This is a genomic window from Cupriavidus cauae (assembly GCF_026210475.1).
GTDB classification, from domain to species: domain Bacteria; phylum Pseudomonadota; class Gammaproteobacteria; order Burkholderiales; family Burkholderiaceae; genus Cupriavidus; species Cupriavidus cauae.
On sequence record NZ_CP080293.1, the window covers coordinates 2,513,165 to 2,538,692 of the forward strand.

At 70.0% G+C, this 25,528-nt stretch carries 23 protein-coding genes and 1 pseudogene; 7 read left to right on the forward strand and 17 right to left on the reverse strand.

Annotated features, from left to right (window positions below):
• Both KZ686_RS11255 and pedF read right to left on the reverse strand, forming a co-directional pair.
• Positions 1 to 918 (reverse strand): substrate-binding periplasmic protein, encoded by a 918-nt coding sequence (locus KZ686_RS11255; RefSeq protein WP_265632406.1) that lies wholly within the window; start codon positions 916 to 918, stop codon positions 1 to 3.
• Positions 919 to 995: 77 nt separating this feature from the next.
• Positions 996 to 1,481, reverse strand: coding sequence for a cytochrome c-550 PedF (gene pedF, locus KZ686_RS11260; protein WP_149318743.1), 486 nt, complete (start codon positions 1,479 to 1,481; stop codon positions 996 to 998).
• 289 nt (positions 1,482 to 1,770) lie between these two features.
• On the opposite strand from pedF, the gene KZ686_RS11265 reads away from it, so the two are divergent.
• Positions 1,771 to 3,792: a sigma-54-dependent Fis family transcriptional regulator gene (locus tag KZ686_RS11265; protein ID WP_150084013.1), complete on the forward strand. Its 2,022-nt coding sequence runs from the start codon at positions 1,771 to 1,773 to the stop codon at positions 3,790 to 3,792.
• A gap of 40 nt (positions 3,793 to 3,832) precedes the next feature.
• Here the strand turns inward: KZ686_RS11265 and KZ686_RS11270 are convergent, their stop codons facing one another.
• Positions 3,833 to 4,864: an MBL fold metallo-hydrolase gene (locus tag KZ686_RS11270; RefSeq protein WP_265632407.1), complete on the reverse strand. Its 1,032-nt coding sequence runs from the start codon at positions 4,862 to 4,864 to the stop codon at positions 3,833 to 3,835.
• On the reverse strand, positions 4,861 to 5,835 hold the full coding sequence (locus tag KZ686_RS11275) for an alpha/beta fold hydrolase (protein ID WP_265632408.1): 975 nt from the start codon (positions 5,833 to 5,835) through the stop codon (positions 4,861 to 4,863). The genes KZ686_RS11270 and KZ686_RS11275 overlap by 4 nt, the downstream gene beginning before the upstream one ends.
• A 105-nt stretch (positions 5,836 to 5,940) precedes the next feature.
• Here KZ686_RS11275 and pqqA point away from each other — a divergent pair, with 105 nt between their 5' ends.
• The 5 genes from pqqA (at position 5,941) to pqqE (ending at position 9,122) form a co-directional block, all read left to right on the forward strand.
• Positions 5,941 to 6,015, forward strand: coding sequence for a pyrroloquinoline quinone precursor peptide PqqA (gene pqqA / locus KZ686_RS11280; RefSeq protein ID WP_006578070.1), 75 nt, complete (start codon positions 5,941 to 5,943; stop codon positions 6,013 to 6,015).
• An 87-nt stretch (positions 6,016 to 6,102) separates the two neighbouring features.
• Positions 6,103 to 7,020, forward strand: a complete 918-nt coding sequence (gene pqqB, locus KZ686_RS11285; protein ID WP_226106402.1) for a pyrroloquinoline quinone biosynthesis protein PqqB — start codon at positions 6,103 to 6,105, stop codon at positions 7,018 to 7,020.
• A complete protein-coding gene (pqqC, locus tag KZ686_RS11290; RefSeq protein WP_265632409.1) occupies positions 7,017 to 7,709 on the forward strand; it encodes a pyrroloquinoline-quinone synthase PqqC in 693 nt (230 codons plus the stop codon). The genes pqqB and pqqC overlap by 4 nt, the downstream gene beginning before the upstream one ends.
• 23 nt (positions 7,710 to 7,732) lie before the next feature.
• The gene (gene pqqD / locus KZ686_RS11295; protein ID WP_190286398.1) at positions 7,733 to 7,978 is read left to right on the forward strand and encodes a pyrroloquinoline quinone biosynthesis peptide chaperone PqqD; all 246 of its coding nucleotides are present in this window, start codon (positions 7,733 to 7,735) and stop codon (positions 7,976 to 7,978) included.
• Complete coding sequence (gene pqqE / locus KZ686_RS11300) at positions 7,950 to 9,122, forward strand: pyrroloquinoline quinone biosynthesis protein PqqE (RefSeq protein WP_265632410.1); 1,173 nt, start codon at positions 7,950 to 7,952, stop codon at positions 9,120 to 9,122. The genes pqqD and pqqE overlap by 29 nt, the downstream gene beginning before the upstream one ends.
• Before the next feature lie 98 nt (positions 9,123 to 9,220).
• Here pqqE and KZ686_RS11305 read toward each other — a convergent pair.
• From KZ686_RS11305 to KZ686_RS11365, 13 genes and pseudogenes are all read right to left on the reverse strand, one after another.
• A pseudogene (locus KZ686_RS11305) lies at positions 9,221 to 9,561 on the reverse strand (c-type cytochrome).
• A 118-nt stretch (positions 9,562 to 9,679) separates the two neighbouring features.
• Positions 9,680 to 11,413 (reverse strand): PQQ-dependent methanol/ethanol family dehydrogenase, encoded by a 1,734-nt coding sequence (locus KZ686_RS11310; protein ID WP_150084019.1) that lies wholly within the window; start codon positions 11,411 to 11,413, stop codon positions 9,680 to 9,682.
• 295 nt (positions 11,414 to 11,708) lie between these two features.
• Entirely contained in the window at positions 11,709 to 12,644 is a 936-nt protein-coding gene (locus tag KZ686_RS11315) for a quinoprotein relay system zinc metallohydrolase 1 (RefSeq protein ID WP_265633465.1), read from the reverse strand.
• A gap of 101 nt (positions 12,645 to 12,745) precedes the next feature.
• Positions 12,746 to 13,528, reverse strand: a complete 783-nt coding sequence (locus KZ686_RS11320; RefSeq protein ID WP_407648545.1) for a quinoprotein dehydrogenase-associated SoxYZ-like carrier — start codon at positions 13,526 to 13,528, stop codon at positions 12,746 to 12,748.
• Between the two features lie 11 nt (positions 13,529 to 13,539).
• A complete protein-coding gene (locus tag KZ686_RS11325) occupies positions 13,540 to 14,364 on the reverse strand; it encodes an ABC transporter permease (protein WP_395896335.1) in 825 nt (274 codons plus the stop codon).
• Between the two features lie 12 nt (positions 14,365 to 14,376).
• Positions 14,377 to 15,591, reverse strand: a complete 1,215-nt coding sequence (locus KZ686_RS11330; RefSeq protein ID WP_265632411.1) for an ABC transporter substrate-binding protein — start codon at positions 15,589 to 15,591, stop codon at positions 14,377 to 14,379.
• Positions 15,584 to 16,600: a PQQ-dependent catabolism-associated beta-propeller protein gene (locus KZ686_RS11335; RefSeq protein WP_149318734.1), complete on the reverse strand. Its 1,017-nt coding sequence runs from the start codon at positions 16,598 to 16,600 to the stop codon at positions 15,584 to 15,586. The genes KZ686_RS11330 and KZ686_RS11335 overlap by 8 nt, the downstream gene beginning before the upstream one ends.
• The gene (locus KZ686_RS11340; protein WP_265633467.1) at positions 16,597 to 17,373 is read right to left on the reverse strand and encodes an ABC transporter ATP-binding protein; all 777 of its coding nucleotides are present in this window, start codon (positions 17,371 to 17,373) and stop codon (positions 16,597 to 16,599) included. The genes KZ686_RS11335 and KZ686_RS11340 overlap by 4 nt, the downstream gene beginning before the upstream one ends.
• A 23-nt stretch (positions 17,374 to 17,396) precedes the next feature.
• The gene (locus tag KZ686_RS11345) at positions 17,397 to 18,347 is read right to left on the reverse strand and encodes a tripartite tricarboxylate transporter substrate binding protein (protein ID WP_265633468.1); all 951 of its coding nucleotides are present in this window, start codon (positions 18,345 to 18,347) and stop codon (positions 17,397 to 17,399) included.
• An 89-nt stretch (positions 18,348 to 18,436) separates the two neighbouring features.
• Positions 18,437 to 18,850 (reverse strand): DUF779 domain-containing protein, encoded by a 414-nt coding sequence (locus KZ686_RS11350; protein ID WP_226106392.1) that lies wholly within the window; start codon positions 18,848 to 18,850, stop codon positions 18,437 to 18,439.
• A gap of 127 nt (positions 18,851 to 18,977) precedes the next feature.
• A complete protein-coding gene (adh, locus tag KZ686_RS11355; RefSeq protein WP_265632412.1) occupies positions 18,978 to 20,498 on the reverse strand; it encodes an aldehyde dehydrogenase in 1,521 nt (506 codons plus the stop codon).
• Positions 20,499 to 20,786: 288 nt separating this feature from the next.
• Entirely contained in the window at positions 20,787 to 21,413 is a 627-nt protein-coding gene (locus KZ686_RS11360; RefSeq protein ID WP_226106388.1) for a response regulator transcription factor, read from the reverse strand.
• Entirely contained in the window at positions 21,413 to 22,858 is a 1,446-nt protein-coding gene (locus tag KZ686_RS11365; protein ID WP_265632413.1) for a sensor histidine kinase, read from the reverse strand. The genes KZ686_RS11360 and KZ686_RS11365 overlap by 1 nt, the downstream gene beginning before the upstream one ends.
• A gap of 194 nt (positions 22,859 to 23,052) precedes the next feature.
• Here KZ686_RS11365 and KZ686_RS11370 point away from each other — a divergent pair, with 194 nt between their 5' ends.
• Positions 23,053 to 25,491 (forward strand): TonB-dependent receptor, encoded by a 2,439-nt coding sequence (locus KZ686_RS11370; protein WP_265632414.1) that lies wholly within the window; start codon positions 23,053 to 23,055, stop codon positions 25,489 to 25,491.
• Positions 25,492 to 25,528: the final 37 nt, after the last annotated feature.

Here is a 25,528-nt window from a genome sequence, read left to right on the forward strand (position 1 = left end):
TCACGGCGCCACCGGCGTCAGTCCTGCCGCGGTGAAGATCTTCTGCAATTCGCCGTTGCCGCGCAGCGTATCGACTGCGCGCTGCACCGCGTCGGCCAGTTCCGCGTTGTCCGCCTTTACCGCCATGCCGACCGCCCATCCGCGCGGCGGCAGCAACGGCGACGAGACCTCGGCCGCCGCGTATTGCGACGCGGTGCGGCCATCGGCCTTGAGGGCGCTCTCGTATTGCGAACGTGTGACCATCGCGGCCGCGATCTCGCCGGCAAACAGCGCGCGCAGCGTGTCGCGCGGCGACGGATAGATGCGGACCTTGTCGCGCAGCGTGCCGCCGGCTCCGGCCAGCAGCGCATTGGCGCCGGCCGAGCCGGCTTCCGCGCCGACGGGCAGACCTGCCAGATCGGCGAGATCGCGGATCTGTGGCAGCCGCGCGGTGTCGTGGACCAGCACGAACTGCTCGCGATAGTACGGCGCGAAGATCGTCGCCTTGTCGTTCTCTCGCATGAAGGCGCGGTCCACCGGCACGTGCAGCATCACGTCGGCCGGCCCATAACCGAGATAGTGGCCGCGCCAGACCATATTGCGCAGGTCGTCGGCCATGTTCTCGTCGGCGTCGAAGGGCAAGAGCGTCAGCGACAGATTCAGCTGGCGGCTCAGCGCTTCGGCGATCGCGACATCGACGCCGGTCGGCTTGCCGTCGACGACATCGGAGAAGGGCGCGAAGGCCTTGTAGACCGCGACCTTCAGCCGCCCGCTTTCGCGGATCCTGGCCAGATCCGCCCAGGCGCCGGCGGACCATGCCAGTCCGGCCGACAGCAGCAGCAGGGCGACGGCGCGGCGGCGGCGCGCGGCCGGACCGGCGCGCCTCGAAGGCACGGGGGACAGCGGGGAGAGAGGGGACAGCGGGGGCGGCGTGGGCATCGTCGTCTCCTGAATGGAATGGGAGGGCAGCGGATACGGGCGCGCCCGCGCGCGGCGAGCGCCTCGTCGGCGTGCCATCACTGCGGCCGGCGCGATTCCAGATAGGTCTTCAGTGCCCACACGGCTTCCTGCGTCAGCGTCTCGTCGAACGGCGGCATGTAGACGCGGCCGTCGCGCGTGCGGCCGCGGCGCACGGTGGTGGCGAAGTACTGATCGATCTCGCTGTAGCAGCCTTGCTTCTTCTTCGGGTCGGCCAGCGCAGAACAGTCGGAGTCGAGACTGCGCAGGTCCGGCGCGATGCCGCCCGAGATCGCGTCGAGGCCGTGGCAGCGCGCGCAGTTCTGGTTATAGGCGGAGCTGCCGATGCGCAGCGCCTCGTCGTGCGCGGGGCCCGTGCGGTAAGGGTTTTCCTGCTTCCACTCCTTGCCGAGCTGCGGCAACGTGCTGGTGTCGACGGCCTGGGGCGTGACGTCGCCGTGGGCATGGGCGGCGCCGGGCATCGTGGCGGCGGCCAGGCCGGCGCAGAGGGCGAGGGCGGAAAGAAGCGGGCGGAAAGTCGCCATGGAGGTCTCCTGGTGTTGTCGGGATCGTTTGCCCCGATCGTCCGCAAGAGCTGTGCCACTCGCGCCAGGCCCAGAAAACGGCGGAAATCGCCACGCGGCGGCGTCCTCGCGTCGCAGCATGGCCGCCGGGGCGCCCTCGAATTCAACACCCTGGCAAGCATTTTGCTCCACAATGCAACAGTGCCCCGGCGGAACACTGCGCACCCCACTGTGCGCAGGTCTCGCCCGGATGCGCCGATCGCCGAAGATCCGGCACCAAGATGCCGGGCAGCCGAACAGGAGACAATCCATGACCCCGCACGAGCCGGAGCCGCACGGCGGCACGCACGCCGACACCATCGCCCAGGCCCATCAGCGATCGCAGTCCTACGGGCTGCGCCCCTACGAGTCGCCGGACTTCGGCCCGGTCGCGCCGGTCGACCTGCGCAGCCAGATCGAGAAGAGCCAGTCGCTGTTCACGCACGCGCTGCCGGTCATGGAGATGCTGTACGATCAGATCGTCAACACCCACAGCATGGTGATCCTGACCGATACGGCCGGCCTGATCCTGCATTCGCTGGGCGATGACGACTTCCTCGAAAAGGCCGACAAGGTCGCGCTGCGTCCCGGCGCGGTGTGGTCCGAGGAGAGCAAGGGCACCAATGCGATCGGCACCGCGCTGACGGAGGGGCTGCCCACGCTGGTCCACGGCGACGAACACTTCCTGCGCGCCAATCATTTCCTGACCTGCTCGTGCTCGCCGATCTTCGATCCCTACGGCAAGACGGTCGGCGCGCTCGACGTGACCGGCGACCATCGGGGCTTTCACAAGCACACCATGGCGCTGGTGCGCATGTCGGCGCAGATGATCGAGAACCATCTGTTCGAGAACGCCTTCCAGGACATGGTGCGCGTGCATTTCCACGCGCGGCAGGAGTTCATCGGCACGATTGCCGAAGGGCTGGCCTCGTTCACGCCGGGCGGGCGCTTCCTGTCGGCCAACCGCAGCGGCCAGTTCCAGCTCGGTTTGTCGGTGGGCGCGTTGCGGGCGCATACGTTTTCGTCGCTGTTCGGGCTGTCGATGGGCCAGCTGTTCGACGCGCTGCGCAGCGCGCCCGGCGGCGTGATGCCGCTGCAGCTGTCGAGCGGCGTCAAGGTCTGGGCCCGGGTCGAAATCACCCGCTCGACGGTGGTGCCTTCGGGCGGGCTGATGCCCGAGGCCCGCGAAACGCCTGCGCCGCGGCGCGGCCGCCTGCCGAACGCCCAGCAGCCTGGCGGCCTGGACGAGCTCGATACCGGCGATCCGCAGATGGCGGCGGTGATCGGCAAGCTGCGCAAGGTCGTCGGCCGGGACATCCCGGTGATGATCTGCGGCGAGACCGGTACCGGCAAGGAGCTGCTGGCGCGCGCGATCCACGCCGAGAGCCAGCGGCAGCAAGGCCCGTTCGTCGCCGTCAATTGCGCGTCGATTCCCGAGACGCTGTTCGAGTCGGAGCTGTTCGGCTACGAGGAGGGCGCGTTTACCGGTGCGCGCAAGAAGGGCGGCATCGGCAAGATGCTGCTGGCCAACGGCGGCACGCTGTTCCTCGACGAGATCGGCGACATGCCGCTGCATCTGCAGGTACGGCTGCTGCGGGCGCTGCAGGAGCGGTCCGTGACGCCGCTGGGCAGCAACAAGGTGATCGAGGTCGATTTCGTGCTGATCTGCGCCACCAACCGCAACCTGCGCGAGGAAGTCGCGGCGGGCCGCTTCCGCGAGGACCTGTACTACCGGCTCAATGGCCTGGTGGTGCGGCTGCCGGCGCTGCGCGATCGCACCGACCTCGACGTCGTCGCCAGCAAGGTGCTGGCGCGGCACGGCGGCGCATCGCGGCCGCTGCGGATCGCGGAGCCGGTGATGCGGATGTTCGCGTCCTATCACTGGCCGGGCAATATTCGCCAACTGGCCAACCTGCTGAACACGGCGCGGCTGATGGCGGAAGACGAGGACGAGATCGACGTAGCGCATCTGCCCGACGATTTCCTCGACGACTGGCGGGAGCGGAACGCGGCGGGCACCGCCACGCCGGCCGCGGCCGCGAGCGGTGCGCGCCCGGCGGCGGTACCGGGCGTGGCGCAGCCTGATTCGGTGCCGCCGCTGCCGCTGCGGCCGACGCGGCTTGCCGACGTCGAAGCGCTGACCATCGTCGCGACCGTCAAGGCGCATCACGGCAATATCTCGGCCGCGGCCAAGGCGCTCGGCATCTCGCGCAATACGGTCTACCGCAAGCTCGGCGAGGCCGAGCGCCTGCTGCAGGCCGATGGGGACGCGGAACCGGGCGAGCCGCACTGACCTGCCCGCGCGCCGGCCAGCGCCGGCCAATGCCCCGCGCTCATCGGGCCGGCGCGCCGCGCATCCATTCATCCTCCAGTTCCAGCCAGGCGCGCTGCACATTCAGCGCGTGCCGCGGCACAAAGCCCTGCCAGTGCCGGAAGGCTTCGCCCGGCACGGCCCGCAAGGCATCGGCGGCATCCACGCCAGCGGCCAGCCCCTGCCGGATGCGGCGCTCCAGACTGTCGAGATAGGCCAGCGTCGGAACGATGCATTGCCGTGGCGTGCCAACGCCGTCGCCCACGACAGTGTCCGCCGGCAACACCGACAGCGCGCGCAGCGCAGCCTGCCAGCCCGTCAGCGAGCCGTCGCGCAGATCCGGAACACGCTCGCCCGTGGCCAGGCCGCCGGCAAACAGCAAGCGCAGCGCGGGCGCATACAGCGCCGTGTCCGAGGCGCTGTGCGCATTGGCAAGGAACCGGACCTGCCAGCGGACTCCGGCCGCGACGAGCGGCGTGCCCTCGCGCAGCGCCGGCCGCGGCAGCACGATGGTCGTGCCGGCCATCGCCGCCGGCCCCAGTTCGGCCACGAGCTGACGAAGGCAGGCGTCGCACCGCGATCGCATCTGCTCGGCTGTCGCTGGCGAAGCGAGGAAAGCGGGGCGGGGCCGCAGCTCGGCGAAGGCGGCATTGGCCAGCACCTGCCGTGGATGCGGATGCGAATTGACGACCCATCGCACCGGCAGCGCACTCCGCCGCCGGATCGCCGCGATCAGGCGGCGGCCGTGGCGCAGATTCGGGCCGGGATCGACCACCAGCACGCCATCACGACCGATCGCCACCAGAGAAGGGGAGCACGACGGATCGGCGCCGTCCACCGCGCCGGTGTAGACGCCGGGCGCCAGCGGCGAAAGAAGCGGCGAAAGAAGCGGAGACAGAACCGGAGACAGCGCGGGCGACGACACCGGCGACGGCACCCGGGACATAAGCGGCTGCGGCTGCGTCGGCGCGGCCCCGGCCACGCTGTCCGCGGACAGCGCCGCCAAGCCCAGGTGGGCGGCACGCTGCAGGAAAGCGCGGCGGCCGCCTGTCACGCCGACAACTCGCGGATCGCGGCTCGCAAGGCATCGGCCATGGGTCCCGCGGCGAGATGCCCGCCCCCGGGCACCACGCGCAGCATGGCGTGCGGCATGACGGCCTGCAGCCGGGCCGCATTGCCGGGCCGGCAGACGCGGTCGCGGGCGCCGTGCAGCAGGATCGTGGGGATGCGGTGCCGCGCGATGCCGGCGGCGCAGCGCAGCAGCGCGGGCTTGCCGAGGCCGCAGCGCCGCTGCAGGTAGTGCGCCTGGATCCGGTACTTTCGCCGCAGGGCGACGTCGTCGCCCCGCGCGGAACGGGCTGGTCGACGCGGCCCGGCGTGCTCGCCGAGCAGCGCGCGCTCGACCGTACGCCATCGCCGCGCGGTGTCCCGTTGTTGAACACCTGTTCCATTCTGCAGCAGCCGGATGGCGCAACGCCGTTGCGCTTCGGCGGAGCCGCCGCGCGCCCGCGCCGCAGCAAAGTCGGCGCCGCCAGGGGGCAGCACCGACATGCCGCGGGCACGCGCGGCGAACAGCCGCAGGATATCGTCGCGCCCGGTCAGGAAGCTGCCGCGCAGCACCAGCCCGGCAACGCGCTGCGGCCAGCGTGCCGCGTAGGCCAGCGCCAGCGAGGCCCCCCACGAGCCGGCGGCCACATGCCAGCGCTCAATGCCCAGCACGGTACGCAGTCGTTCGATATCGGCGAGCAGCGCACCGGTGGTGTTGCGCCTGAGCGTGCCGGCCGGCCGCGAGCGGCCCGCGCCGCGCTGATCGGGCAGGATGGCCAGCTGGCGAGCCGGATCGAACCAGCTGGCCATCGACGCGGAACAGCCGCTGCCCGGGCCGCCATGCAGCACCAGCCAGGGTTCGCCATCGGCTCGGCCATGGAGGCGGACGTGCAGACGGTGCATGTCTGCAGTGCGCAGCCAGAACACGCGGTCTTCGATGCGGTGGGAATCGTGCTGCTGTCGTGCGGTGTCGGGCATGGATGTTGCCTCGGAGTCGATGCGGAAGGGCGGGGCACGGTGCCGCCGCCCGCTCCGACTCGGCAATCACAGTCCGTGCCAAGCAACCACATCGAAGGAGACCTCATGAACTGGACCACGCCCGCCTATACCGATCTTCGCCTCGGCTTCGAGATCACGATGTATATCGCCAATCGCTGACGGTCAGCGTGCACGCCGGTCCCCGCGCTGGCGGGGACTGTCACATCCAAAAATAAAAAAACGGGCGCACAGCGCCGCAACACTGCGATGACGACGTTAAGGGTTCTGGGATCGGCTGCGGGAGGGGGCTTTCCGCAGTGGAACTGCAACTGCCCCAATTGCGACGGCGTCCGCCGCGGCGCGGTGTCCGCGGTGCCGCGCACCCAATCCTCGATCGCGCTGACCGATAACGGCCTGGACTGGCTGCTGGTTAACGCGTCCCCCGACATCCTTGCGCAGATCCGCGCCACGCCGGCCCTGCAGCCCGCGCGCGAGCGGCGCGACACCGGCATCGCGGCCGTTCTGCTGATGGACGCGCAGATCGATCATGTGACCGGGCTGCTGATGCTGCGGGAACATCAGCGCCGCCTGCCGCTGTATGCCACCGAGCCGGTGCTCGCCGATCTGTCGGACGCCTTGCCGCTGGCGCGCGTGCTGTCACACTACTGCGGGCTCGATCGGCATCGGCTGCCGCTCGACGGCGAGCCGCTGCACATCGCGCCGCTGCAGCGGGCGACCATCACGGCCGTGCCGCTCGACAGCAAGGCGCCACCGTATTCGCCGAACCGCCACGCGCCGCGGCGTGGCGACAATATCGGCCTGCGCATCGTCGATACCGCCACCGGCAGGCGCGCCTTCTACGCGCCCGGACTTGGGCGGATCACGCCGGACCTGATGGAGGAGCTGCGCGGCTCCGATATCGTGCTGGTCGACGGCACCTTCTGGGTCGACGACGAGATGCTGCGGCTGGGCCTGTCGAACAGGACCGCCGCGCAGATGGGTCATCTGGCGCTGTCCGGCGCCGGCGGCATGATCGAGCTGCTGGACGCGTTGCCGGCATCGCGCAAGATCCTGATCCACATCAACAACACCAATCCGATTCTCGACGAGCGATCGCCGCAGCGCCGCCATCTGGACGCGCGCGGCATCGAGGTCGCCTGGGACGGCATGGAGATCGCGCTATGACGCAGGCCACCGCCTGGAGCCCGGCCGAGTTCGAATCGCAACTGCGCGCGAAGCAGTCGGGCTACCACATTCACCATCCATTCCATCGCCGCATGGCGGCGGGACAGTGCACCCCCGAGCAGATCCGCGGCTGGGTCGCCAACCGCTTCTACTACCAGGTACGCATCCCGCAGAAGGACGCCGCCATCCTGGCCAATTGCCCGGAGCGCGAGACCCGCCGGCTCTGGGTCCAGCGCATCCTCGACCACGACGGCACCGACAGCGAGCCCGGCGGCATCGAGGCCTGGGTCCGGTTGGGCGAGGCGGTCGGCCTGCCGCGCCAGGCGTTGTGGTCGCACGAACTCGTCGTGCCCGGCGTGCGCTTCGCCGTCGACGCCTACGTCAATTTCGCGCGCAGCGCCCCGTGGCAGGAGGCGGTGTGCTCGTCGCTGACGGAGATGTTCGCGCCGGAGATCCACCGCCAGCGGCTGGCCGGCTGGCCCGAGCACTACCCCTGGATCGAGCGGGACGGGCTGCATTACTTCCGCACGCGCATTCCGCTCGCCCAGCGCGACGTCGACCATGGCCTGCGCGTGACCCTCGAACATTTCCGCACGCCGGCCGAACAGCGGCGCGCGCTCGACATCCTTCAGTTCAAGCTCGACGTGCTGTGGTCGATGCTCGATGCCATCGAGAAGGCCTATCCATGACCGCGCCATCCACAGGCACCTGCATGCCGACCCTGCACCGCACGCTCCGCCTGCAATGGGAGGAGGCGCAGCAGGCGTGGGTGCTGCTGTATCCCGAGGGCATGGTCACGCTGAACGAAAGCGCCGCGGCGATCCTGCGCCGCTGCGACGGCTCGCGCACGCTCGACATGCTGATCGACGAACTGCAGGGCGCCTATCACATCGAAGGAATCGCCGCCGAGGTCCATGCCTTTGTCAAACATGCCTTCGAACGCGGCTGGCTCGCCTGAGGCCGGCGTGCGCCCCGGCCCGCCGCTGTGGCTGCTGGCCGAGCTGACCTATCGCTGCCCGCTGCACTGCGCGTTCTGCTCGAATCCGGTCGACTATGCCCGGCACGGCGCGGAGCTGGGCACCGCGCAATGGCTCGACGTGCTGACGCAGGCGAGAGCCCTGGGCGCGGTGCAGCTGGGACTGTCGGGCGGCGAGCCGCTGATGCGCAAGGACCTCGAAGCGATCGTCGCGCATGCCCGCCGGCTCGGCTTCTACATCAACCTGATCACCTCCGGTGTCGGGCTGACCGATGAACGCCTTGGCGCGCTGCGCGAGGCGGGACTCGATCATATCCAGCTGTCGTTCCAGGATTCGACGCGCGAGCTCAACGACTTCCTATCGAGCACGCGCACCTTCGAGCTGAAGCAGCGCGCGGCGCGCATGATCAAGGCGCACGGCTATCCGATGGTGATGAACTGCGTGCTGCACCGGCACAACCTGCCGCATGTGGGCGCCATCATCGAGATGGCGCTGGAGATGGGCGCCGAATACCTGGAACTGGCCAACACCCAGTACTACGGCTGGGCCTGGCGCAACCGCCTCGCGCTGATGCCCGATGCCGCGCAGCTGCGCGAGGCCGAGGCGGTGGTCGAGCGCTATCGGCGGCGTATCGGTTCGCGTTGCCGCATCCTGTTCGTCGTCCCGGACTATTTCGAGACGCGCCCGAAGAAATGCATGAACGGCTGGGGCACGACGTTCCTGGGCGTCGCGCCGGACGGCACGGCGCTGCCATGCCACGCGGCGCGCATGCTGCCGGGACTCTCGCTGCCGAACGTCGCCGACATGCCGCTGCGCGACATCTGGTTCGACAGCGAGGCGTTCAACCGCTATCGCGGCACCGCGTGGATGAAGGGCGCGTGCCAGTCCTGCGACGAGAAGGAGGCCGATGCCGGCGGCTGCCGCTGCCAGGCATGGCAGCTGACCGGCGATGCCGACGCGACGGACCCGGTCTGCGAGCGGTCGGACGATCACGATCGCGTGCGCGCCATCGTGGCACAGGGGCGGCTGGCCGCCGTGCTGTCCCAGGGGCGCGTGCAGCGGGGCAGGGAGGCGCCGCTGCTGTTCCGTACCGACGCCAATTCGCTGCGACTGAGCAAGCCGTAGCGGACCGCGGCGCATGACATCAAGAAAGGAGAGGCGCACCGGCGCCTCTCCTTTTTCCGTATGACGCGGGACCTGGCTCACGCGGGGCCCCGATCGGATCAACCGGCCTCCAGCACCCACGCCGCCAGCTGCCTGGCCTCCTCGTCCTTCAGCGAGGGGTGCGGCGGCATCGGAATCCGCCCCCATACCCCTTGCCGCCCTCCTGGATCTTGCGGGCCAGCTTGCCGGTGGCCTCGCTGTCACCCTTGTACCTGGCCGCGACCTCGGCGAAGCCGGGGCCGACCAGCTTGCCCTGCATGCCGTGGCAGGAAAAGCAGCCGTTCTTGTCGGCCAGCGCCCTGATGTCCGGGGCCGCCTGCGCCGAGGCGGCGAGGGTCAGGCCGAAGGCGAGGGCAACCGGGCCGCGCGGCGCGATACGTCGAATCCATTCTTTCAGCATGAATCACCCATTCGAATGCGGCCGGCGCCGTCCCCGCATGCGCCAACACATGCGCCAACACATGCATCAACGCACGCGTCGATGCACACGCTCGCGCGCCGGCCTGTACGGCAAGCGCTCAGACCTTGCTGAGCTTGAACACCCACACCGAGCCGCCTTGCTCGAGGAAGTTGACGCGCTTGGCCACGTCGCCGCCCCACAGCGGCACGGCGCCGCCCCAGCCCGACACCACGGCGATGAACTGCTCGCCGTTTTCTTCCCAGGTGACTGGCGGCGCCACCACGCCGCTGCCGGTCTGGAATTGCCACAGCTCCTTGCCGGTCTTCGCGTCCGCCGCCTTCAGGTAGCCCTCGGGCGTGCCCCAGAACACCAGGCCGCCGCCGGTCGTCATCACGCCGCCCCACAGCGGCGCGTTGTTCTTGACCTCCCAGACGATCTTGCCGGTCTTCGGATCGACGGCGCGCAACGCGCCGATATAGTCCTCGTTCAGCGGCTTGATGGTGAAGCCGGCGCCGAGGAAGGCCGCGCCCTTCTTGTAGGTGATCGGCTCGTTCCAGATGTCCATGCCCCATTCGTTCGCCGGCACATAGAACAGGCCCGTCTGCGGGCTGAACGCCATCGGCTGCTGGTTCTTGCCGCCGAGGAAGCCCGGCGCGGCGAACACCGACTGTCCCTTCTTCTGGTCGGCGGGGTCGCCAGGACGACTTTCCGCGACGAAGTTGGGCCGGCCGGTCTTCAGGTCGATGTCCTTGGCCCAGGTCACCTTGCGGACGAACGGAAAGGCGTTCAGCACCTTGCCGTTGCGTGCATCGTTGACGTAAAAGAAGCCGTTGCGGTCGGCCTTGCCGCCGACGCGCTTGCCGTCGAGGTCGAAGGTCACGAACTCGTTGACGCCGTCGAAATCCCAGCCGTCGTTCGGCGTGTTCTGGTAATGCCAGACGATCTTGCCGGTGGCAGGATCGATGGCCACCGTCGACGACGAGTAGAGGTTGTCGCCCTTGCGCAGATGGCTGTTCCACGGCCCCGGATTGCCCGTGCCGAAGTAGGCCAGCCCGGTCTTGGGATCGTAGGTGCCGCCGAGCCAGGTCGCCGCGCCGCCGGTCTTCCAGGTTTCGCCCGGCCAGCTGGCGTTCAGGTTACCGGTGATGCCGTTCTCGATCTTGTTGCCCTCGGCGTCGAAGCGATAGCCCATATGCCCTTCGACGGTCGGGCGGATCCACACCAGCCGGCCGGTCCTGGCATCGCGCGCCTCGACGCGGCCGACCACGCCGAACTCGCCCCCCGATACGCCGGTCAGCACCAGTCCCTTGACGATCATCGGCGCCGCCGTGTACGAATAGCCGGCCGCGTAATCGTCGATCTTGTCCTTCCACACCACCTTGCCGGTGTCCTGGTCGAGTGCGACCAGCTGCGCGTCCAGCGTGCCGAAGATGACGAGCTTGTCGTACAGCGCGGCGCCGCGGTTCACCACGTCGCAGCACGGCATGATGCCTTCCGGCAGGCGATGCTCGTACTTCCACAGCTTCGCGCCGGTCTTGACATCCAGCGCGAAGATCCGCGAGTACGAAGCGGTGACGAACATCTTGCCGTTATGGATCAGCGGCTGCGATTCCTGGCCGCGCTGCTTCTCCCCGCCGAACGAGAACGACCACGCCGGCACCAGGCGGGCGACGTTCTTCGTATTGATCCTGGCCAGCGGCGAGAAGCGCTGGCCCTCCGGCCCGATCCCCCACGACAGCACATCACCGGGACTCTTCGCGTCGTTCTCGATCATCGCGTCCGTCACGGCGGCCCGCGCGGCGAAGCTGGTCACGCACGCGGCGGCCAGCACCAGCACCTTCAACTTGCTCATCGTTTGCTCCTCTCTCTTTTTGTCGATGATCGGCTTCGATCATCGGTTTCGATCAACCCTGTCGCGGATTTCCCGGTGGTCCTTCCACAGGCGCGGCACAGGCCGATCGGCGATGCCGCGCCGGTGCGCCAATCCGCAATTCGCGTGCCAAGCCGGCCGTGAAAAATTCCCGTTGCTTGCGAACCCTTTTCGCCGCGATCGCGCGCGCGGATGCGTCATACCGGCCCGTACCGCGCCACCGCGCAACAACGCTGTCGCGGAATGGAGCACCCCTCGCGCGTGCCCGCCGCACGGCTCATGGCGCCAGCGCCTCCCGTTCATAGGCCGGGTACAGGTGCGTGACGTTGCGCAGGTATTCGGCCGGCATCGCGGCCCAGCCCGAGTACGGCGCCGGCACCGGCATCGCGATGACCTCGGCGAGGTCGCGGCCCTCGCGGGCCGCCTGGCGCAGCCGGGCGTCGAGCCAGCGCAGGTAGTCGCGCGTCTGCGCGATCGCATCGCCGCCGTCGAGCGCAGGGCCATGGCTTGGCACCAGCAGGCGCAATCCGTCCTCGCGCATCCGGCGTTCCAGCACGTCGAGGCTGGCGAGCCAGCGCGGAATGTCGGCGTGCGGCGTGGTCGGGATGCGCGAGCGGAAGGCCAGGCCGCCGGCGAACATCACGCGCGCGGTATGGTCGATCAGCACCAGATCGTCGCCGGTATGGCCCTGCAGGCGCAGCAGCTCGAATCGATGGCGTCCGATCGTGCGCGGTCCCGGCTCGATGGTCGTGACGGGCGGCGCCGGTTCGGTGCCCGCCATCCAGTCGCCGCAGAGCCGATACAGGTTGTCGGCATACGCGCCGGCCTCGCGCGCCGCGCCGGCGACGGTACCGGCCAGCGCGGCCGGACTGGCGTCGGCATAGGCCTGGTTGCCGAAGAAGTAGTCGGGATGCAGGTTCAGGTTCAGCACCAGGCGGACCGGGGCCTTCGTCACCCTGGCGATCGCCGCGCGCTGCTGCTCACCGTAGCGCCGCGACGGCCCCGTATTGACGACGACCACGCCGTCGCCGGTATCGATGAAGGCCGTATTGATGATGTTGCAGCCGTTGCCGACGGCGAAGTCGGCATTCGCCCCTTCAAACAGCCAGATGCCGTCGCCGATATCGCGCGGCGCGAGGCGGTAGTCGGGCGGCCGCAGCGCCCCTGCTGCGGGGTCGTCGCCGAATGCCGATGCGGGAAGCAGCAGGGCCATCGACAGGGCCATCGACAGGGCGATCGACAGGGCGATCGACAGGGAGAACGGCAAGGCAAACAGCTGGGGCATCGGCACGGCGAGCGCGGCCAACAGGCGCCTCATGGCAGCACCCGCGCGTCGATACGGTTGCCGTTGTTGTCGCGGCCGGTCACCGCCAGCGGCTGCGGCGCCGGCTCGCGCAGGTCGAAGGAGAAGATCGGGTTCTCCGACACGGGCTCGTGCAGCTCGAGCGTGCCGAGCGGTTCGCGACGGCCGTCGACGAGCGCCAGCTGCTCGATATGGAAGGCGGGAATGCCCGCCACCAGGCCGGTGTCCATCGGATGCATCACGCGGACCCGGATCCGGCCGCCGCCGCCATCGAGCGCGGCAAAGCGCCGGGCCTCGACCCGGTTCAGCGTCACGCTCCACGAGCCGTCCTTGCGCGTCACGCCCGGCACCGTGCAGCCGCCGCCGGCGGCGTGGACCAGCAGGCCGCCGACATGCCAGACGCCATCGCGGGTGCGGGCCGCGACCCGTACCGGGGAGCCCTGTTCCAGCTTGAAGCGGAACGACAGCGCCGGCTTGAGCTTGCCCGGCGTGAACGCCAGCACCTTGCGGATCGGATTGCGGTCGACCCCGACCACGACCCGGTCCACTTCGCCCAGCGCCGAGGCGTCGAAGGCGATCGGCACGTTCAGCGCGTCTTCGGCGAAGGCGGGACCGACGACCTTCACGCGCGCGTCGAACACCGCGGGCGCGTTGCCCAGCATCTCGCCGCGCAGCGTGGGCCATTGCGCCGAGGCGAACGGGTCGGCATCGGCGGCCGCATGCGCCAGCGCCGACGCCAGGGCCAGCAGCGTCCCGAGCCACGCACGGCTTTGCCTGCCATGACGGCGCGGCACGACAGGCGGCCTCACGCCCGTTTTCCCAGCGGCCTTGCCATGCCGCGCTGCGGGTCGTAGCCGAGCAGCGCCACGCCGAAGAACAGGCAGGCGCAGGCCGCCACCACCGCGACGCTGCCCCAGGCCGCCTGCCCGTACAGCGCGAAGCGGATCGCCTCGACCGCATGCGTGAAGGGGTTGATCCGCGCCAGCTGGTGGATCGGCTCGGCCCCGGATTCCTCGAGCTTCCACAGCGGATACAGCGCGGTGCTGATGAAGAACATCGGGAAGATCACGAAGTTCATCATGCCGGCGAAGTTCTCCAGCTGCCGCACATGCACCGACAGCGCGAGGCCGAGCGCGCCGAGCATCAGCGCGGCCAGCGTCATCGCCGCGAACAGCATCGGCAGCGCGGCATACGCGATCGGTACGTCGAACAGCACGGCGACCAGCAGGAACGCCGCCATCTGCAGCAGCGACAGCAGCGCACCGGCCGCGAGCTTGCACGCCAGCAACCAGGGCCGCGGCAGCGGCGCCGTCAGCAGCAGCCGCATCACGCCCATTTCGCGGTCGTAGACCATCGCCAGCGAGGACTGCATGCCGTTGAACAGCGCGATCATCGCCAGCAGGCCGGGGGTCAGATAAACCTTGTATTCGACATAGGTGTCGTAGGGCGGAATGATGGCGACGCCGAACACGTTCTGGAAGCCCGCGCCGAATACCAGGAACCACAGCAGCGGCCGCACCAGCGACGAGATCAGGCGGCCGGGCTGGCGCAGGAACTTGCGCAGCTCGCGGCCCGCGACCGCGCGCAGCGCGCGCCAGCGATGGAGCAGGGGAGAGATGGAGGTCATCATGGCGGCAGGCTGTCAGCGGCGGCACGCGGTCTCGGGCGCGTCCGCGCCCAGCGTGTCGAGGTTGTTCCTGGGATGCAGGAAGCCGTCGAGCGGGGCGACCGCCGCCACGCCGTCGGGATGCGCAAGAAACACCGGCTGGCGCAGCTGCCCGTCCCAGGGCCGGAAACTCAGGCGCGGGCCCTTGAAGCCATCGATGACGACATCGCCGGAGACCAGGCTCCGGGCCTGCTCGGCAAACGGCGCCTTCGGCGCGCGCGTGGCCGCTTCGACCACAGCCTTGACCGCGACCCAGCCGGCCCAGTCGTGCCCGCTCATCGGCCTGCCGGCGGCCTTGAGGAAGCGCCGGTTCAATTGCGGGCCGCCGTGGCGCTCCCAGGCCCGGTGCCACGCCATCGCGGTCAGGCCGTTGGCGCCCGCCACCGGGCGCGGCAGTTGCGTGGCGTACGGCAGCGTGCGCGCGAACTCGCCGTCGGCATCGGCGACCACCACGACGTCGTGATCCGGGCCGCCCGTCAGCAGCCGGACGTTGGCCAGCTCCCGTTCACGCGGATCGTTCGACAGACGGAAGTCCCGCTGCGCGGCCCAGGCGATCCCGAAGCGCCGGGCCGCCTGCAGATAGAGCGCCTGCCACGCGCGATCCTCCGGCGCGGGGCCCGTCAGCAGCAGCGCCTTGCGCCATTTGCGCGCGGCCAGCGCCTGCATCAGCGCGTCGGCCTGCATCCGCCGGCTCGGCAGTGTGTGCAGCAGGTGCGGCGCGCAGGCTTGCCCGCGCAGCGCGTCGTCGTCGGACGAGACGTTCAGCAGCAAGGCCTCGCCGGGCTTTACCGCGCGGGTCGCCGCGCGCACGGCGTCGGCGGGGAGATCGAGCACGATGTAGCGGATGCCCTGGCGCGCCAGCATGGCGGCCGTCTGTGCCGCCCCCTCGGCGTCGCGCGCTTCGGCGGCCTCGAGCTTCAGCGACAGCCCCGCGGCCTCGAGCGCAAGGCGGGATTCGGCCGCGGCCACGCGCATGCCGTCGAATGGCCTGCCTTCGGGGTGGCCGGGATAGCGCTGCTCCAGCCGTCTGGACTCGTAGCGCGGATCGTCGGCCAGGCTGACGACGCCGATGCGCAGCTCGGCCGCGCCAGCGCGCGCCGCAGCCGTTGCCGCAGCGGCTTGCGTAGCCGTCGATATGCCGGCCAGCAACACGCACACGGCGAGCGGACGCAGCAACGCGAGCCTAGTCATCGATCGCCACCGAATGCGGTACGCGCCCGGCCTTCAGCGTCGCCACCGCCTTGGCACGCGCGGTGTCGACCACGCTGACGTCGTCGGACATGCCGTTGGTCACGTACAGCAGCGCATCGCCGCGCGTCAGCGCCACCCCCCACGCGCGCCGGCCAACCAGCACGTAGTCGAGCACGCGCCGCGCGGCGACATCGACCACCGCCACATGGTTGGCCCGCCCGAGGGCGACATAGGCGCGCCTGCCGTCCCGCGACAGGGCCAGCCCTACCGGCGTCACGTCGTCGGCACGAAACCCCTTCGGCGCGAAGGTCAGCACGTGCGCGACCTGCAGCGTGTCGGTGCGGATGATCGACACGCTGGCGGCGAGCTCGTTGCTGACCCACAGCTCCTTGCCGTCGGGCGACAGCGCGAAGCGGCGCGGCCGGTTGCCGACGGGGATATGGCGAACGATCTTGCGGCTGTCCACGTCGATCACATGGACGAGATTGGCCACTTCGGAGGCCACGTAGACACGCTTGCCGTCGGCGCTGACCTTGACACCCTCCGGTTCATCGCCGACGGCCACCGAGAAGCGCTTCTGCCCGGTCGCGGTGTCGACCGCGGTCAGCAGGGACTCTTCCTCGTTGGAGACATAGAGCGTCCTGCCGTCCGGGCTCAGGTCGAACATTTCCGGGTCGTCGCCGACGCGCAGCGCGGCCAGCGTCTTGCGCGTGCGGACGTCGACCACATCGACGCGATCGTCGTCGCTGCAGGCGACATAGAGCCGCGTGCGGTCGGGCGACAACTGCAGATGGCGCGGCCGGCGGCACTGCGGCAGCACGGCGGACACCTGCCGGCTGGCCGCGTCGTAGAACGTCAGGCTGCCGTCCTTCTCGCTGGAAACGATGACCTGGCCGCCGCCGGCGGGGTATGCCGTCTCGGACCACCCGGCCAGCACCAGCACGGCGGTCGCGACCAGGGTGGCACCGACGACCCAGCGGATACGCGGTACCGGTGGCAGGTGGCTCATGGCGATGCCTCCGAGGCGGTCAGGGCCAGGAAGGCCCGTTCGAGGTCGTGCTGCGTGGTGGCGGCGCACAGCATCGCCGGCGTGCCGTCGAAGCGGACCGTGCCCCGGTGCAGCACGACGACACGGTCGCAGGCGGCGATCTCCTGGACCAGGTGCGTGGCCCACAGCACCGCGGTGGATTGTTCGGCGGCAAGGCGGCGGGCCTCGTCGACGATCTGCGCGCGCGAGGCCGGATCGAGTCCGACCGTCGCCTCGTCCATCAGCAGCAGCGCCGGCTCGTGCAGCAGCGCGCGGGCCAGTTCGACCTTGCGGCGGTTGCCGCCCGACAGCGCGCGCACCGGCGCGCGTTCGCGCTCGGCAAGCCCGAAGTGCGCGAGCAAGGCGGCGATGCGCGGCAAGGACTGCCGCCGGGCAAGGCCATGCAGGTCGGCATGGAACAGCAGGTTGTCGCGCACCGACAGGTCCAGATCGATCGCCGGCTGCTGGAAGACGATGCCGAGCCGGGCCAGCGCGCGGGCCGGATGCTCCCGCATGTCGGCGCCCATCACCTCGGCCCGGCCGGCATCCGCGACGAACAACCCGGTCAGGATCTGGAACAGCGTGGTCTTGCCGGCGCCGTTCGGCCCGAGCAGCGCAACGAATTCGCCGGGGCGAACCGACAGCGATACGCCATCGAGCGCCGCCTGCCTGCCGAAGCGCTTGACCAGCCCGTCGCAGCGCAGCGCCGGGGCGGTATCGCCAGTTGCTTTGCTCGATTCGGCATCCGCCCGCATCGCCGCCGCCAGGGTGGGGCTCATCACGATGGCTCCTTGCCGGCGGCCAGGCCCAGCCGTTGCGCGAACTCGCGCTCGCGCGCCCACACGCCGCGCAGATAAGCCTCGTACCGCTCGGTATCGAGATACGTCAGTTCCTGGTCGTACCTGGCCAGTTCGGCCAGATGCCGGGGGTGGCGCATGGCGCGGGCGAAGGCGTCGTGCAGCCGGCGCACGACGCGCGGGTCGGTGCCCCGCGGCACGCCGATGCCATAGGGCGAGTTGTGGACCGCGTCGGGATAGCCGAGCTCCTTCATGGTCGGCACGTCGGGCCAGCGGGGCGAGCGGTGTTCGCTGAACAGGGCCAGCAGCCGCAGGCGCCCGCTGTCGACATAGGGCGCGAAGCCGGTCGCGCTGACGCCCGCCATCAACGCGCCGCCGGCGACCGCCAGCATCTGGTCGGCGATGCCGCGGTAGGGCACATGCAGATAGCGGACGCGGTTGCGGCCGAGCACCTCCTCGATCGCCAGATGCGGCGTGGTGCCGATGCCGGAGGAGCCCACCGTCAGCGCGCCGGGATGGGCCTGTCCCCAGGCGACCAGGTCGCCGAAGCTGCGGAACGGGCTGTCGGCCGGCACCACCACGCCGAAGGTATAGCCGGAGATCATCACCACCGGCTGGATATCGCGCAGCGGCTGCCATGTCGTCTTCTGCTGGTGCGGCAGCCGGTAGACGGTCACCGGCAACTGGCCGATGGTGTAGCCATCCGGCTTCGCCGCGGCAAGCAGCGCGCCGACCAGGGCACCGCCGGCGCCGGCGCGGTTCTCGACCACCACCGGCTGGCCGAGCTCGTGCCCGACCAGTTCGGCCAATACCCGCATCGACAGATCGGTGGCGCCGCCCGCGGGCCAGGGCACGATCATCGTCAGCGGGTGCGCGGGGTAGCCGGCGGCCGGATTGGCGCCCGCGCCGGGCGTGACGGTTGTGGCCGCCATGGCCGGAAGCGCCGCGCGCGCGGCCAGCGCGCCAAGCGCGATCGTCAGCGCGCGGCGCCCTGGCATCGGAAGGATCGGCGCGGGCGCCATCACGCGGCGAGGTCGGGATAGTCGACGGTTGCCCGTTGCAGCGGCACCGCGGCGAGCCGGTCGGCCTCCTCGTCGGTGAACAGCCGCGAACGGGTCAGGAAGCGCATGCCGGTGGCGCGTTCGATCGAGAACATGCCGCCATTGCCGGGCACCACGTCGATGATCAGCTGCGTGTGCCGCCAGTACTCGAACTGAGATTCGCTCATGTAGAACGGTGCGCCACCGATCTCGCCGAGCTTGATGTCGCTGCCGCCGACCAGGAATTCGCCGCGCGGAAAACACATCGGCGCGCTGCCGTCGCAGCAGCCACCGGACTGGTGGAACAGGATGGGGCCGTGGTCACCGGTCAGCTGCGCGATCAGTGCGAGCGCGGCGTCGGTGGCGATCACGCGTGGGGGCAGGGGGGTATGCATGGTCGGAATCCGCGAAGATGCCGTCGTCCGGGCGAAGGCCGGGAGCCCGGCGTCACTGCCGCTTGCGGCGGAACGGGACGCCAGGATCCGGCCTGGCGAGGGCGACGGCCGTTGCCAGGCCCGTCGGTCAGAAGAAGCCGAGCGCGTTCGGGCTGTAGCTGACCAGCAGGTTCTTGGTCTGCTGGTAGTGGTCCAGCATCATCTTGTGGTTCTCGCGTCCGATGCCCGATTGCTTGTAGCCGCCGAACGCCGCGTGGGCCGGGTAGGCGTGATAGCAGTTGGTCCACACGCGGCCCGCCTGGATCGCACGGCCGAAGCGGTAGGCCCGCGTGCCGTCGCGCGTCCACACTCCGGCGCCGAGGCCATACAGCGTGTCGTTGGCGATCTCGAGCGCCTGTTCCTCGGTCTTGAAGGTGGTCACCGATACCACCGGCCCGAAGATCTCCTCCTGGAAGATGCGCATCTTGTTGTGGCCGCGGAAGACGGTCGGCTTGATGTAGTAGCCGTTCTCCAGGCCATTGCCCAGTTGCGCGCGTTCGCCGCCGGTCAGCAGCTGCGCGCCTTCCTGCTTGCCCAGGTCGATGTACGACAGGATCTTCTCGAGCTGTTCCTGCGAGGCCTGCGCGCCGATCATCGTGCTGCGGTCCAGCGGATGGCCTTGCTTGATCGCCTCGACGCGCTTGATGGCCCGCTCCATGAAGCGGTCGTAGACCGACTCCTGGATCAGCGCGCGCGACGGGCAGGTACAGACCTCGCCCTGGTTCAGCGCGAACATCGCGAAGCCTTCCAGCGCCTTGTCGAAGAAGGCGTCGTCCTTGTCGAGCACGTCGGCGAAGAAGATGTTGGGGCTCTTGCCGCCGAGCTCCAGCGTGACCGGAATCAGGTTCTGGCTGGCGTATTGCATGATCAGCCGGCCGGTGGTGGTCTCGCCGGTGAAGGCGATCTTGGCGATGCGCTTGTTCGAGGCCAGCGGCTTGCCGGCCTCGAGGCCGAAGCCATTGACGACGTTGAGCACGCCCGGCGGCAGCAGGTCGCCGATGACCTCCAGCAGCACCATGATCGAGGCCGGGGTCTGCTCGGCGGGCTTGAGCACGACGCAGTTGCCGGCGGCAAGCGCGGGCGCCAGCTTCCACGTCGCCATCAGCAGCGGGAAATTCCACGGGATGATCTGGCCGACCACGCCCAGCGGCTCATGGAAGTGGTAGGCGATGGTGTCGTGGTCGATCTCCGAGATGCCGCCCTCCTGCGCGCGCACCGCGCCGGCGAAATAGCGGAAATGATCGATCGCCAGCGGCAAGTCGGCGGCCATGGTCTCACGCAGCGGCTTGCCGTTGTCGATCGTCTCGGCGACGGCGAGGCGCTTCAGGTTGGCCTCCATGCGATCGGCAATGCGGTTCAGCACGTTGGCGCGCTCGGCCGGCGAGGTGCGCGCCCAGGCCGCCTTGGCCGCATGCGCGGCGTCCAGCGCCAGCTCGATATCGTCGGCATTGGAGCGGGCGATCTTGCAGAACGCCTGGCCGGTGACGGGCGACAGATTGTCGAAGTACTGTCCCGATTGCGGCGGCACCCACTTGCCGCCGATGAAGTTGTCGTAGGACGCCTTGTACGGGAATTCGATATCGAGGAATTTCAGTTCCGCATGGTTCATGGTGGTGTCTCCTGACGAATCGTCTGTCTTGCGTTTGTCTTGCGGTTGCGCTGCTGTCTTGGCGACCGGGTGTCCGGCCAGTCCACTTCCCTCAGCGCAAGGAGCGTGCCATTTGCCGGCCGCCGTTTTTCGGCATGGTTCGCCCGTGATGCGCGCCCGCACTGTTGCGTCGCTAATCGCGGCCCTGTCCCCGGTGTCCCGAAATGGAGCAATCGCACTGCGGCCGGCGATCAACGGTCCGCGATCAAGGGGCCATGGCCAACGGTCCCGCGGTCTGCGGTTCCGCCTTCAGTCAAGGCCGTGCTCGCGCGCATAGCGGTACATCTCGACGACGTTGGCCAGTCCCAGCTTCTTTCGGATCAGCGTCTGGTAATTGGCGATTGTCTTGGTGCTCAGGTAGAGCTGCGCGGCGATGTCCTCGAGCGCGATACCGCGCACCAGCAGGCGGAACAGATCGAACTCGCGCGGCGACAGGCGCATGTGCGGCAGCGCCTTCGGGTCTCCCTCGCCGGCGAGGCCGGCGATATCGTCCGACAGCGGCTGCTCGCCGGCCGCGACGCGATGCACCGCGTCGACCAGCAGGTCCGGTGCGCTGCTCTTGGTCAGATAGCCGTCCGCTCCCGCGCGCAGCGCCTGCGCGACGATGGCTGGGCTGTCGTGCATGCTGAAGACCAGCACGCGCAGGGCGGGCACGCGCGCCTTCAGGCAGCGCAGCACTTCGAGCCCGCCGCGGCCCGGCATCGACAGGTCCAGCACCAGCACGTCGGCAGGGTGGCGGCTGAGCCAGAGATAGGCGGCATCGCCGTCGGCGAACTCCCCGACGACCTGCAGGCGCTCGTCCAGCTCCAGCAGGCGGCGGTAGCCGGTCCGCACGACGGCATGGTCGTCGGCGAGTACGACGCGCAGCGGCATCATCAGGCCAGCTCCGGCAGGCAGCCGTGGCCGGGGGCGCCGGCGCGGGTCGTGATGTCTGGCGCATGCACCGCCGCAACGGCCGCACCCTTCGAAATCGTCGCGACGGCGGCAGGCGGCGCCGCCAGCGCGCCAGGGAAACGCGCAAGCAGCTTCAGCCCCGGCCGCGTTTCGCCGGGCCGCGAGGCGCCCAGCTCCAGCTCGCCCCCATGGGCCCACACCCGTTCCCGCATGCCGCCCAGTCCGCAGCCGGCCTCGAGCGCGGCGCCGAGATCGGCGATGCCGCGGCCGTCGTCCTCGACGCACCAGACGATATCGCCGGCGGCGTTGGCGGCCACGCGGGCCTGAACCGTCCCGGCGCCGGCGTGCCGTACCGCGTTGGTCAGGGCCTCCTGCGTCATGCGGTAGAGCGCCAGTGCCAGCGCCGGCGGTACCGCCACCGCGCCGAGCTCTATCTCCAGGCGAAAGTCCGTGCGCGAGTCCGGCTGCGTGCGCCACCCTTGCAGCAAGTCCTGCAGCATCCGAGCCAGCGGCACCGGCCCGTTGCCCGGCTGCGTGCCATGCGGCCGCAGCCGATGCAGCAGCGAGCGGACATCCTGCTGGATGCGCGCGCCATGCTGCGACAGCCCGTCGGCCACGCCGCGCAGCCCGGCGTCATGCGCCAGCCGGCGCGACAGGTAGGCGGCGTCGGCCCGCATCGCGGTCAACGTCTGGCCAAGCTCGTCGTGCAGTTCGCGCGCGATGCGCGCCCGCTCGTGCTCCTGCGCATCGAGCAGCCGCAGGCTCAACGCGCGACGGGAAGCCTCCGCCTGCGCCAGCGCCGCGGCGAGCTGCTGCAACGCCCGGCGGATGGCGTCAAGCTCGGCGATCCGGGTCGGGGGCAGCGCCGCATCGTATTCGGCGTGCTCGTATCGGCGGATTGCCGCCAGCATCCCGCGCAGCGGGGCCAGCGCCCGTCGTGCCGACCAGGCGATGCCGGCGAACAGCAGCGCGCTGTACAGCATCAACGTGGCCAGCTGGCCGGCAAAGGTGTTCAGCGCCTCGCTTTCCTCGCTGCGCGGATTCCAGTCCAGCGCCACGCGGTAGGCGGCGCCCTCGGCCGCGGGGATGGTCCACGACGCGGCCGGCCCGGCGGGGGCTGCGCTGCCGGCGGTCCCGGCCTGCGGGACGAGGACCACGCCGCGATCGTCCCGCAGTGTCAGCCGCAGATGGCGCAGCGCGCCGGAGGCCGCAATGTCCCGCAGGGCACGCAAATGTCCGTCGCGGGCCTCGGCGGGATCTGCCTGCAGCGCGGCGAGATGGCGAAACATCCTGGCCGTCGCGTCGGCGCCGCGCCGTTCGCTGCGGATGTCGCCCGCGGCGGTGGCCAGCGCGAACAGCGTGGCGACGATCAGGCTGAGCAGCGCGATCGGCGCGGCCCGAAGCAACAGATGGCGGGACAGGGGCATGGCAGTGTCTCCTCGTGTTCGTCGAGGCGGCCCGTGCGCTCTGGTGGCGTGGTTGCGTGGCGCGCGATCCCGGCACGGCGAGCCCGGCCCTGTCGTCAGGTCGGGAGTTTTTCCCGGCCCTCGGGGTACGGAATCTGCTCGACGGGATCGTGCGGCCCGACAGAGGTCCGCTCGATAACAGGAGGAGATGCAAGATGTCAGCCAACCGGAGCGGTGCCGCCGCCGGCGGCCGGCGCGCGGCCGCCGCGCCGCGCCGCGCGGGGCCCCCCGTGCCCAGCGCCATCGCCGTGGCCTGCGCGATCGCGCTGTTCGGCGCCGGCCCCGCTGTTGCACAACAGGGCAGCACTGTGTCACAACAGGACAGTTCGCTGCCCACCGTCACCATCGTCGCCGCCGCGCCGCTGCCCGGCATCGGCGTGGAACGCGATGCCTTGCCCTATTCGGTGCAGAGCGCCGACGGCGAGGCGGTGACGGGCCCGCGCGCGGGCAATCTGGTCGAATACCTGAGCCGCAATCTGCCCGGCGTCAACGTCAACGAGATCCAGGGCAGCCCGTTCCAGGCCGACGTGACCTATCGCGGCTTTCGGGCTTCGTCGATCCTCGGCGTGCCGCAGGGCCTGTCTGTCTATCTGGACGGCGTTCGCGTCAACGAACCGTTCGGCGACGTGGTGAACTGGGACATGATTCCCGAAGCCGCGCTCGACAATGTCGCGCTGGTGTCGGGCTCAAACCCCGCCTACGGCCTGAACACGCTCGGCGGCGCGCTCGCGCTGACCACCAAATCCGGCCTCACCTCGCAGGGCTTCGGCGCCGACCTGTCCTACGGCAGCGGCGCCCGCAAGCGGGCCGATCTGTCCTTCGGCGCGCGCAGCGAGGACGGCTGGCACGGCTTCATCGCCGGCACGCTGTTCAAGGAGAACGGCTGGCGCGACCATTCCGATGGGCGGCTCGGCAACCTGTTCCTGAAGGCGGGCCGCAGCAGCGGGTCGACCGAGTGGGACGTGTCGCTGCTGCACGGCAGCAGCAGGCTGGTCGGCAACGGCCTGGTACCGGACTATCGGCTCGATGGCGACGCAGCGGTGCCCGACCTGTACGCGGCCAACCGGCGCGCGGTGTTCACCTATCCGGACCAGACCCGCAACCGCGTCACGCAGGTCATGCTCAACGGCAGCCACTGGCTCGACGACAAGACCCGCATCTCCGCGATGGCCTATGTCCGCCACAGCCGGCGCGATACCGTCAACGGCGACGTCAGCGAGGACTATGCCGAGTACGCCGAGGCCTGCGAGGATGGTTTCCATCCCGACGGCTCGCCGGTCGACGACGACTGCGACCTGACACGAGAGCAGGGTGCCGGGTTGCATCCGGCCGTGCTGAACACCACCCACACCCGCCAGCGAGGGGAAGGCATTGCGCTGAGCCTGGCCAGGGAGCAGGGCGCGCACCGCATCAACATGGGAATGACGTTCGACGCAAACCGCGTGCGTTACGCGCAGTACGAGCAGGAGGCGCTGCTCAGTGCCGACCGGGGCGTGACCGCCGCGCCGGGGTCCGACGTCGAGCTGTTCTCTGGCGCCCATGGCAAGTCGCGCGCGATCGGGCTTTATCTGGCCGACCTGTGGGCGCTGACGCCGAGCACCCATCTGAACCTGTCGGCACGCTGGAATCGGCTGAAGGTCACCAGCACGCTGATCGACAGCGACGGCAGCGACAAGCCGACGGAGCGCTTCACCTACAGCAAGCTCAATCCCGCCATCGGCGTGACCCAGCAGGTCGGGGCGGGGCTGACGCTGTTCGCCAACGCCGCGCAGAGCAATCGCGTGCCGACCGTGATCGAGCTGGGCTGCGCCGACCCCGCCCAGCCATGCCGCTTGCCCGCCGGCCTGCAGGCCGACCCGTATCTGAAGCAGGTGGTGTCCCGCACCTACGAGGTCGGCGCGCGCTGGCGGCCGTCGCGCGACTTCGAGCTGTCGGGCGCGGCCTACCGCACCGACAATCGCGACGACATCCTGTTCCTGCGCGCACCGAACAGCCAGCAGGGGTATTTCTCGAACTTCGATCGCACCCGCCACCAGGGCCTGGACCTGCTGGCCAACTGGCGCCTCGACGCGGTCACGCTGCGGCTCGGCTACAGCTATCTGCAGGCCACCTACCAGGCCCATGGCCGCATCCTGGCCGGCGAGCGCACCATCGACGTCCGGCCCGGCATGCGGCTGGCCGGATTGCCACGGCATACGCTGAAGTTCGGCGCCGACTGGCGCGTGACGCCGTCGTTCGCGGTGGGCGCCGACGTGCTGGCGGTGTCGTCCAGCGTGATCAGCGGCAACGAGGACGGCCTGGCCAGCGACCCGCGGCCGGGCAGGGCGCCGGATGCGCGGCGCTGGGATACCGCCGGCTATGCCACCGTCAATCTGCGCGCCAGCTATCGGGTCAGCAAGCAGCTCGAGCTGTATGCGCGCATCGACAATCTCTTCGACCGCCGCTATGCCAGCTACGGTCAGCTGGCCGAGAACATCCTGCCGGATGGACGGCTGGTGCAGCCGCACGTGGCGCCGCAGGATGCGGCGACGTCGCGCTTCATCGCCCCTGGGGCGCCGCGCAGCATGTTCGTCGGGCTGCGGTACCGGATGTAGCGCGGGACAGGGGGACGGCAGGGCGGCGCGGGGCCGA

Excerpts from the sequence above, each read along its gene's own strand:
- KZ686_RS11255 (WP_265632406.1), bottom strand. The coding sequence starts at position 918 with ATGCCCACGCCGCCCCCGCTGTCCCCTCTCTCCCCGCTGTCCCCCGTG.
- pedF (WP_149318743.1), bottom strand. The coding sequence starts at position 1,481 with ATGGCGACTTTCCGCCCGCTTCTTTCCGCCCTCGCCCTCTGCGCCGGC.
- KZ686_RS11265 (WP_150084013.1), top strand. The coding sequence starts at position 1,771 with ATGACCCCGCACGAGCCGGAGCCGCACGGCGGCACGCACGCCGACACC.
- KZ686_RS11275 (WP_265632408.1), bottom strand. The coding sequence starts at position 5,835 with ATGCCCGACACCGCACGACAGCAGCACGATTCCCACCGCATCGAAGAC.
- pqqB (WP_226106402.1), top strand. The coding sequence starts at position 6,103 with ATGACGACGTTAAGGGTTCTGGGATCGGCTGCGGGAGGGGGCTTTCCG.
- pqqC (WP_265632409.1), top strand. The coding sequence starts at position 7,017 with ATGACGCAGGCCACCGCCTGGAGCCCGGCCGAGTTCGAATCGCAACTG.
- pqqD (WP_190286398.1), top strand. The coding sequence starts at position 7,733 with ATGCCGACCCTGCACCGCACGCTCCGCCTGCAATGGGAGGAGGCGCAG.
- pqqE (WP_265632410.1), top strand. The coding sequence starts at position 7,950 with ATGCCTTCGAACGCGGCTGGCTCGCCTGAGGCCGGCGTGCGCCCCGGC.
- KZ686_RS11310 (WP_150084019.1), bottom strand. The coding sequence starts at position 11,413 with ATGAGCAAGTTGAAGGTGCTGGTGCTGGCCGCCGCGTGCGTGACCAGC.
- KZ686_RS11315 (WP_265633465.1), bottom strand. The coding sequence starts at position 12,644 with ATGGCCCTGCTGCTTCCCGCATCGGCATTCGGCGACGACCCCGCAGCA.
- KZ686_RS11325 (WP_395896335.1), bottom strand. The coding sequence starts at position 14,364 with ATGATGACCTCCATCTCTCCCCTGCTCCATCGCTGGCGCGCGCTGCGC.
- KZ686_RS11330 (WP_265632411.1), bottom strand. The coding sequence starts at position 15,591 with ATGACTAGGCTCGCGTTGCTGCGTCCGCTCGCCGTGTGCGTGTTGCTG.
- KZ686_RS11335 (WP_149318734.1), bottom strand. The coding sequence starts at position 16,600 with ATGAGCCACCTGCCACCGGTACCGCGTATCCGCTGGGTCGTCGGTGCC.
- KZ686_RS11340 (WP_265633467.1), bottom strand. The coding sequence starts at position 17,373 with ATGCGGGCGGATGCCGAATCGAGCAAAGCAACTGGCGATACCGCCCCG.
- KZ686_RS11345 (WP_265633468.1), bottom strand. The coding sequence starts at position 18,347 with ATGGCGGCCACAACCGTCACGCCCGGCGCGGGCGCCAATCCGGCCGCC.
- KZ686_RS11350 (WP_226106392.1), bottom strand. The coding sequence starts at position 18,850 with ATGCATACCCCCCTGCCCCCACGCGTGATCGCCACCGACGCCGCGCTC.
- adh (WP_265632412.1), bottom strand. The coding sequence starts at position 20,498 with ATGAACCATGCGGAACTGAAATTCCTCGATATCGAATTCCCGTACAAG.
- KZ686_RS11360 (WP_226106388.1), bottom strand. The coding sequence starts at position 21,413 with ATGATGCCGCTGCGCGTCGTACTCGCCGACGACCATGCCGTCGTGCGG.
- KZ686_RS11365 (WP_265632413.1), bottom strand. The coding sequence starts at position 22,858 with ATGCCCCTGTCCCGCCATCTGTTGCTTCGGGCCGCGCCGATCGCGCTG.
- KZ686_RS11370 (WP_265632414.1), top strand. The coding sequence starts at position 23,053 with ATGTCAGCCAACCGGAGCGGTGCCGCCGCCGGCGGCCGGCGCGCGGCC.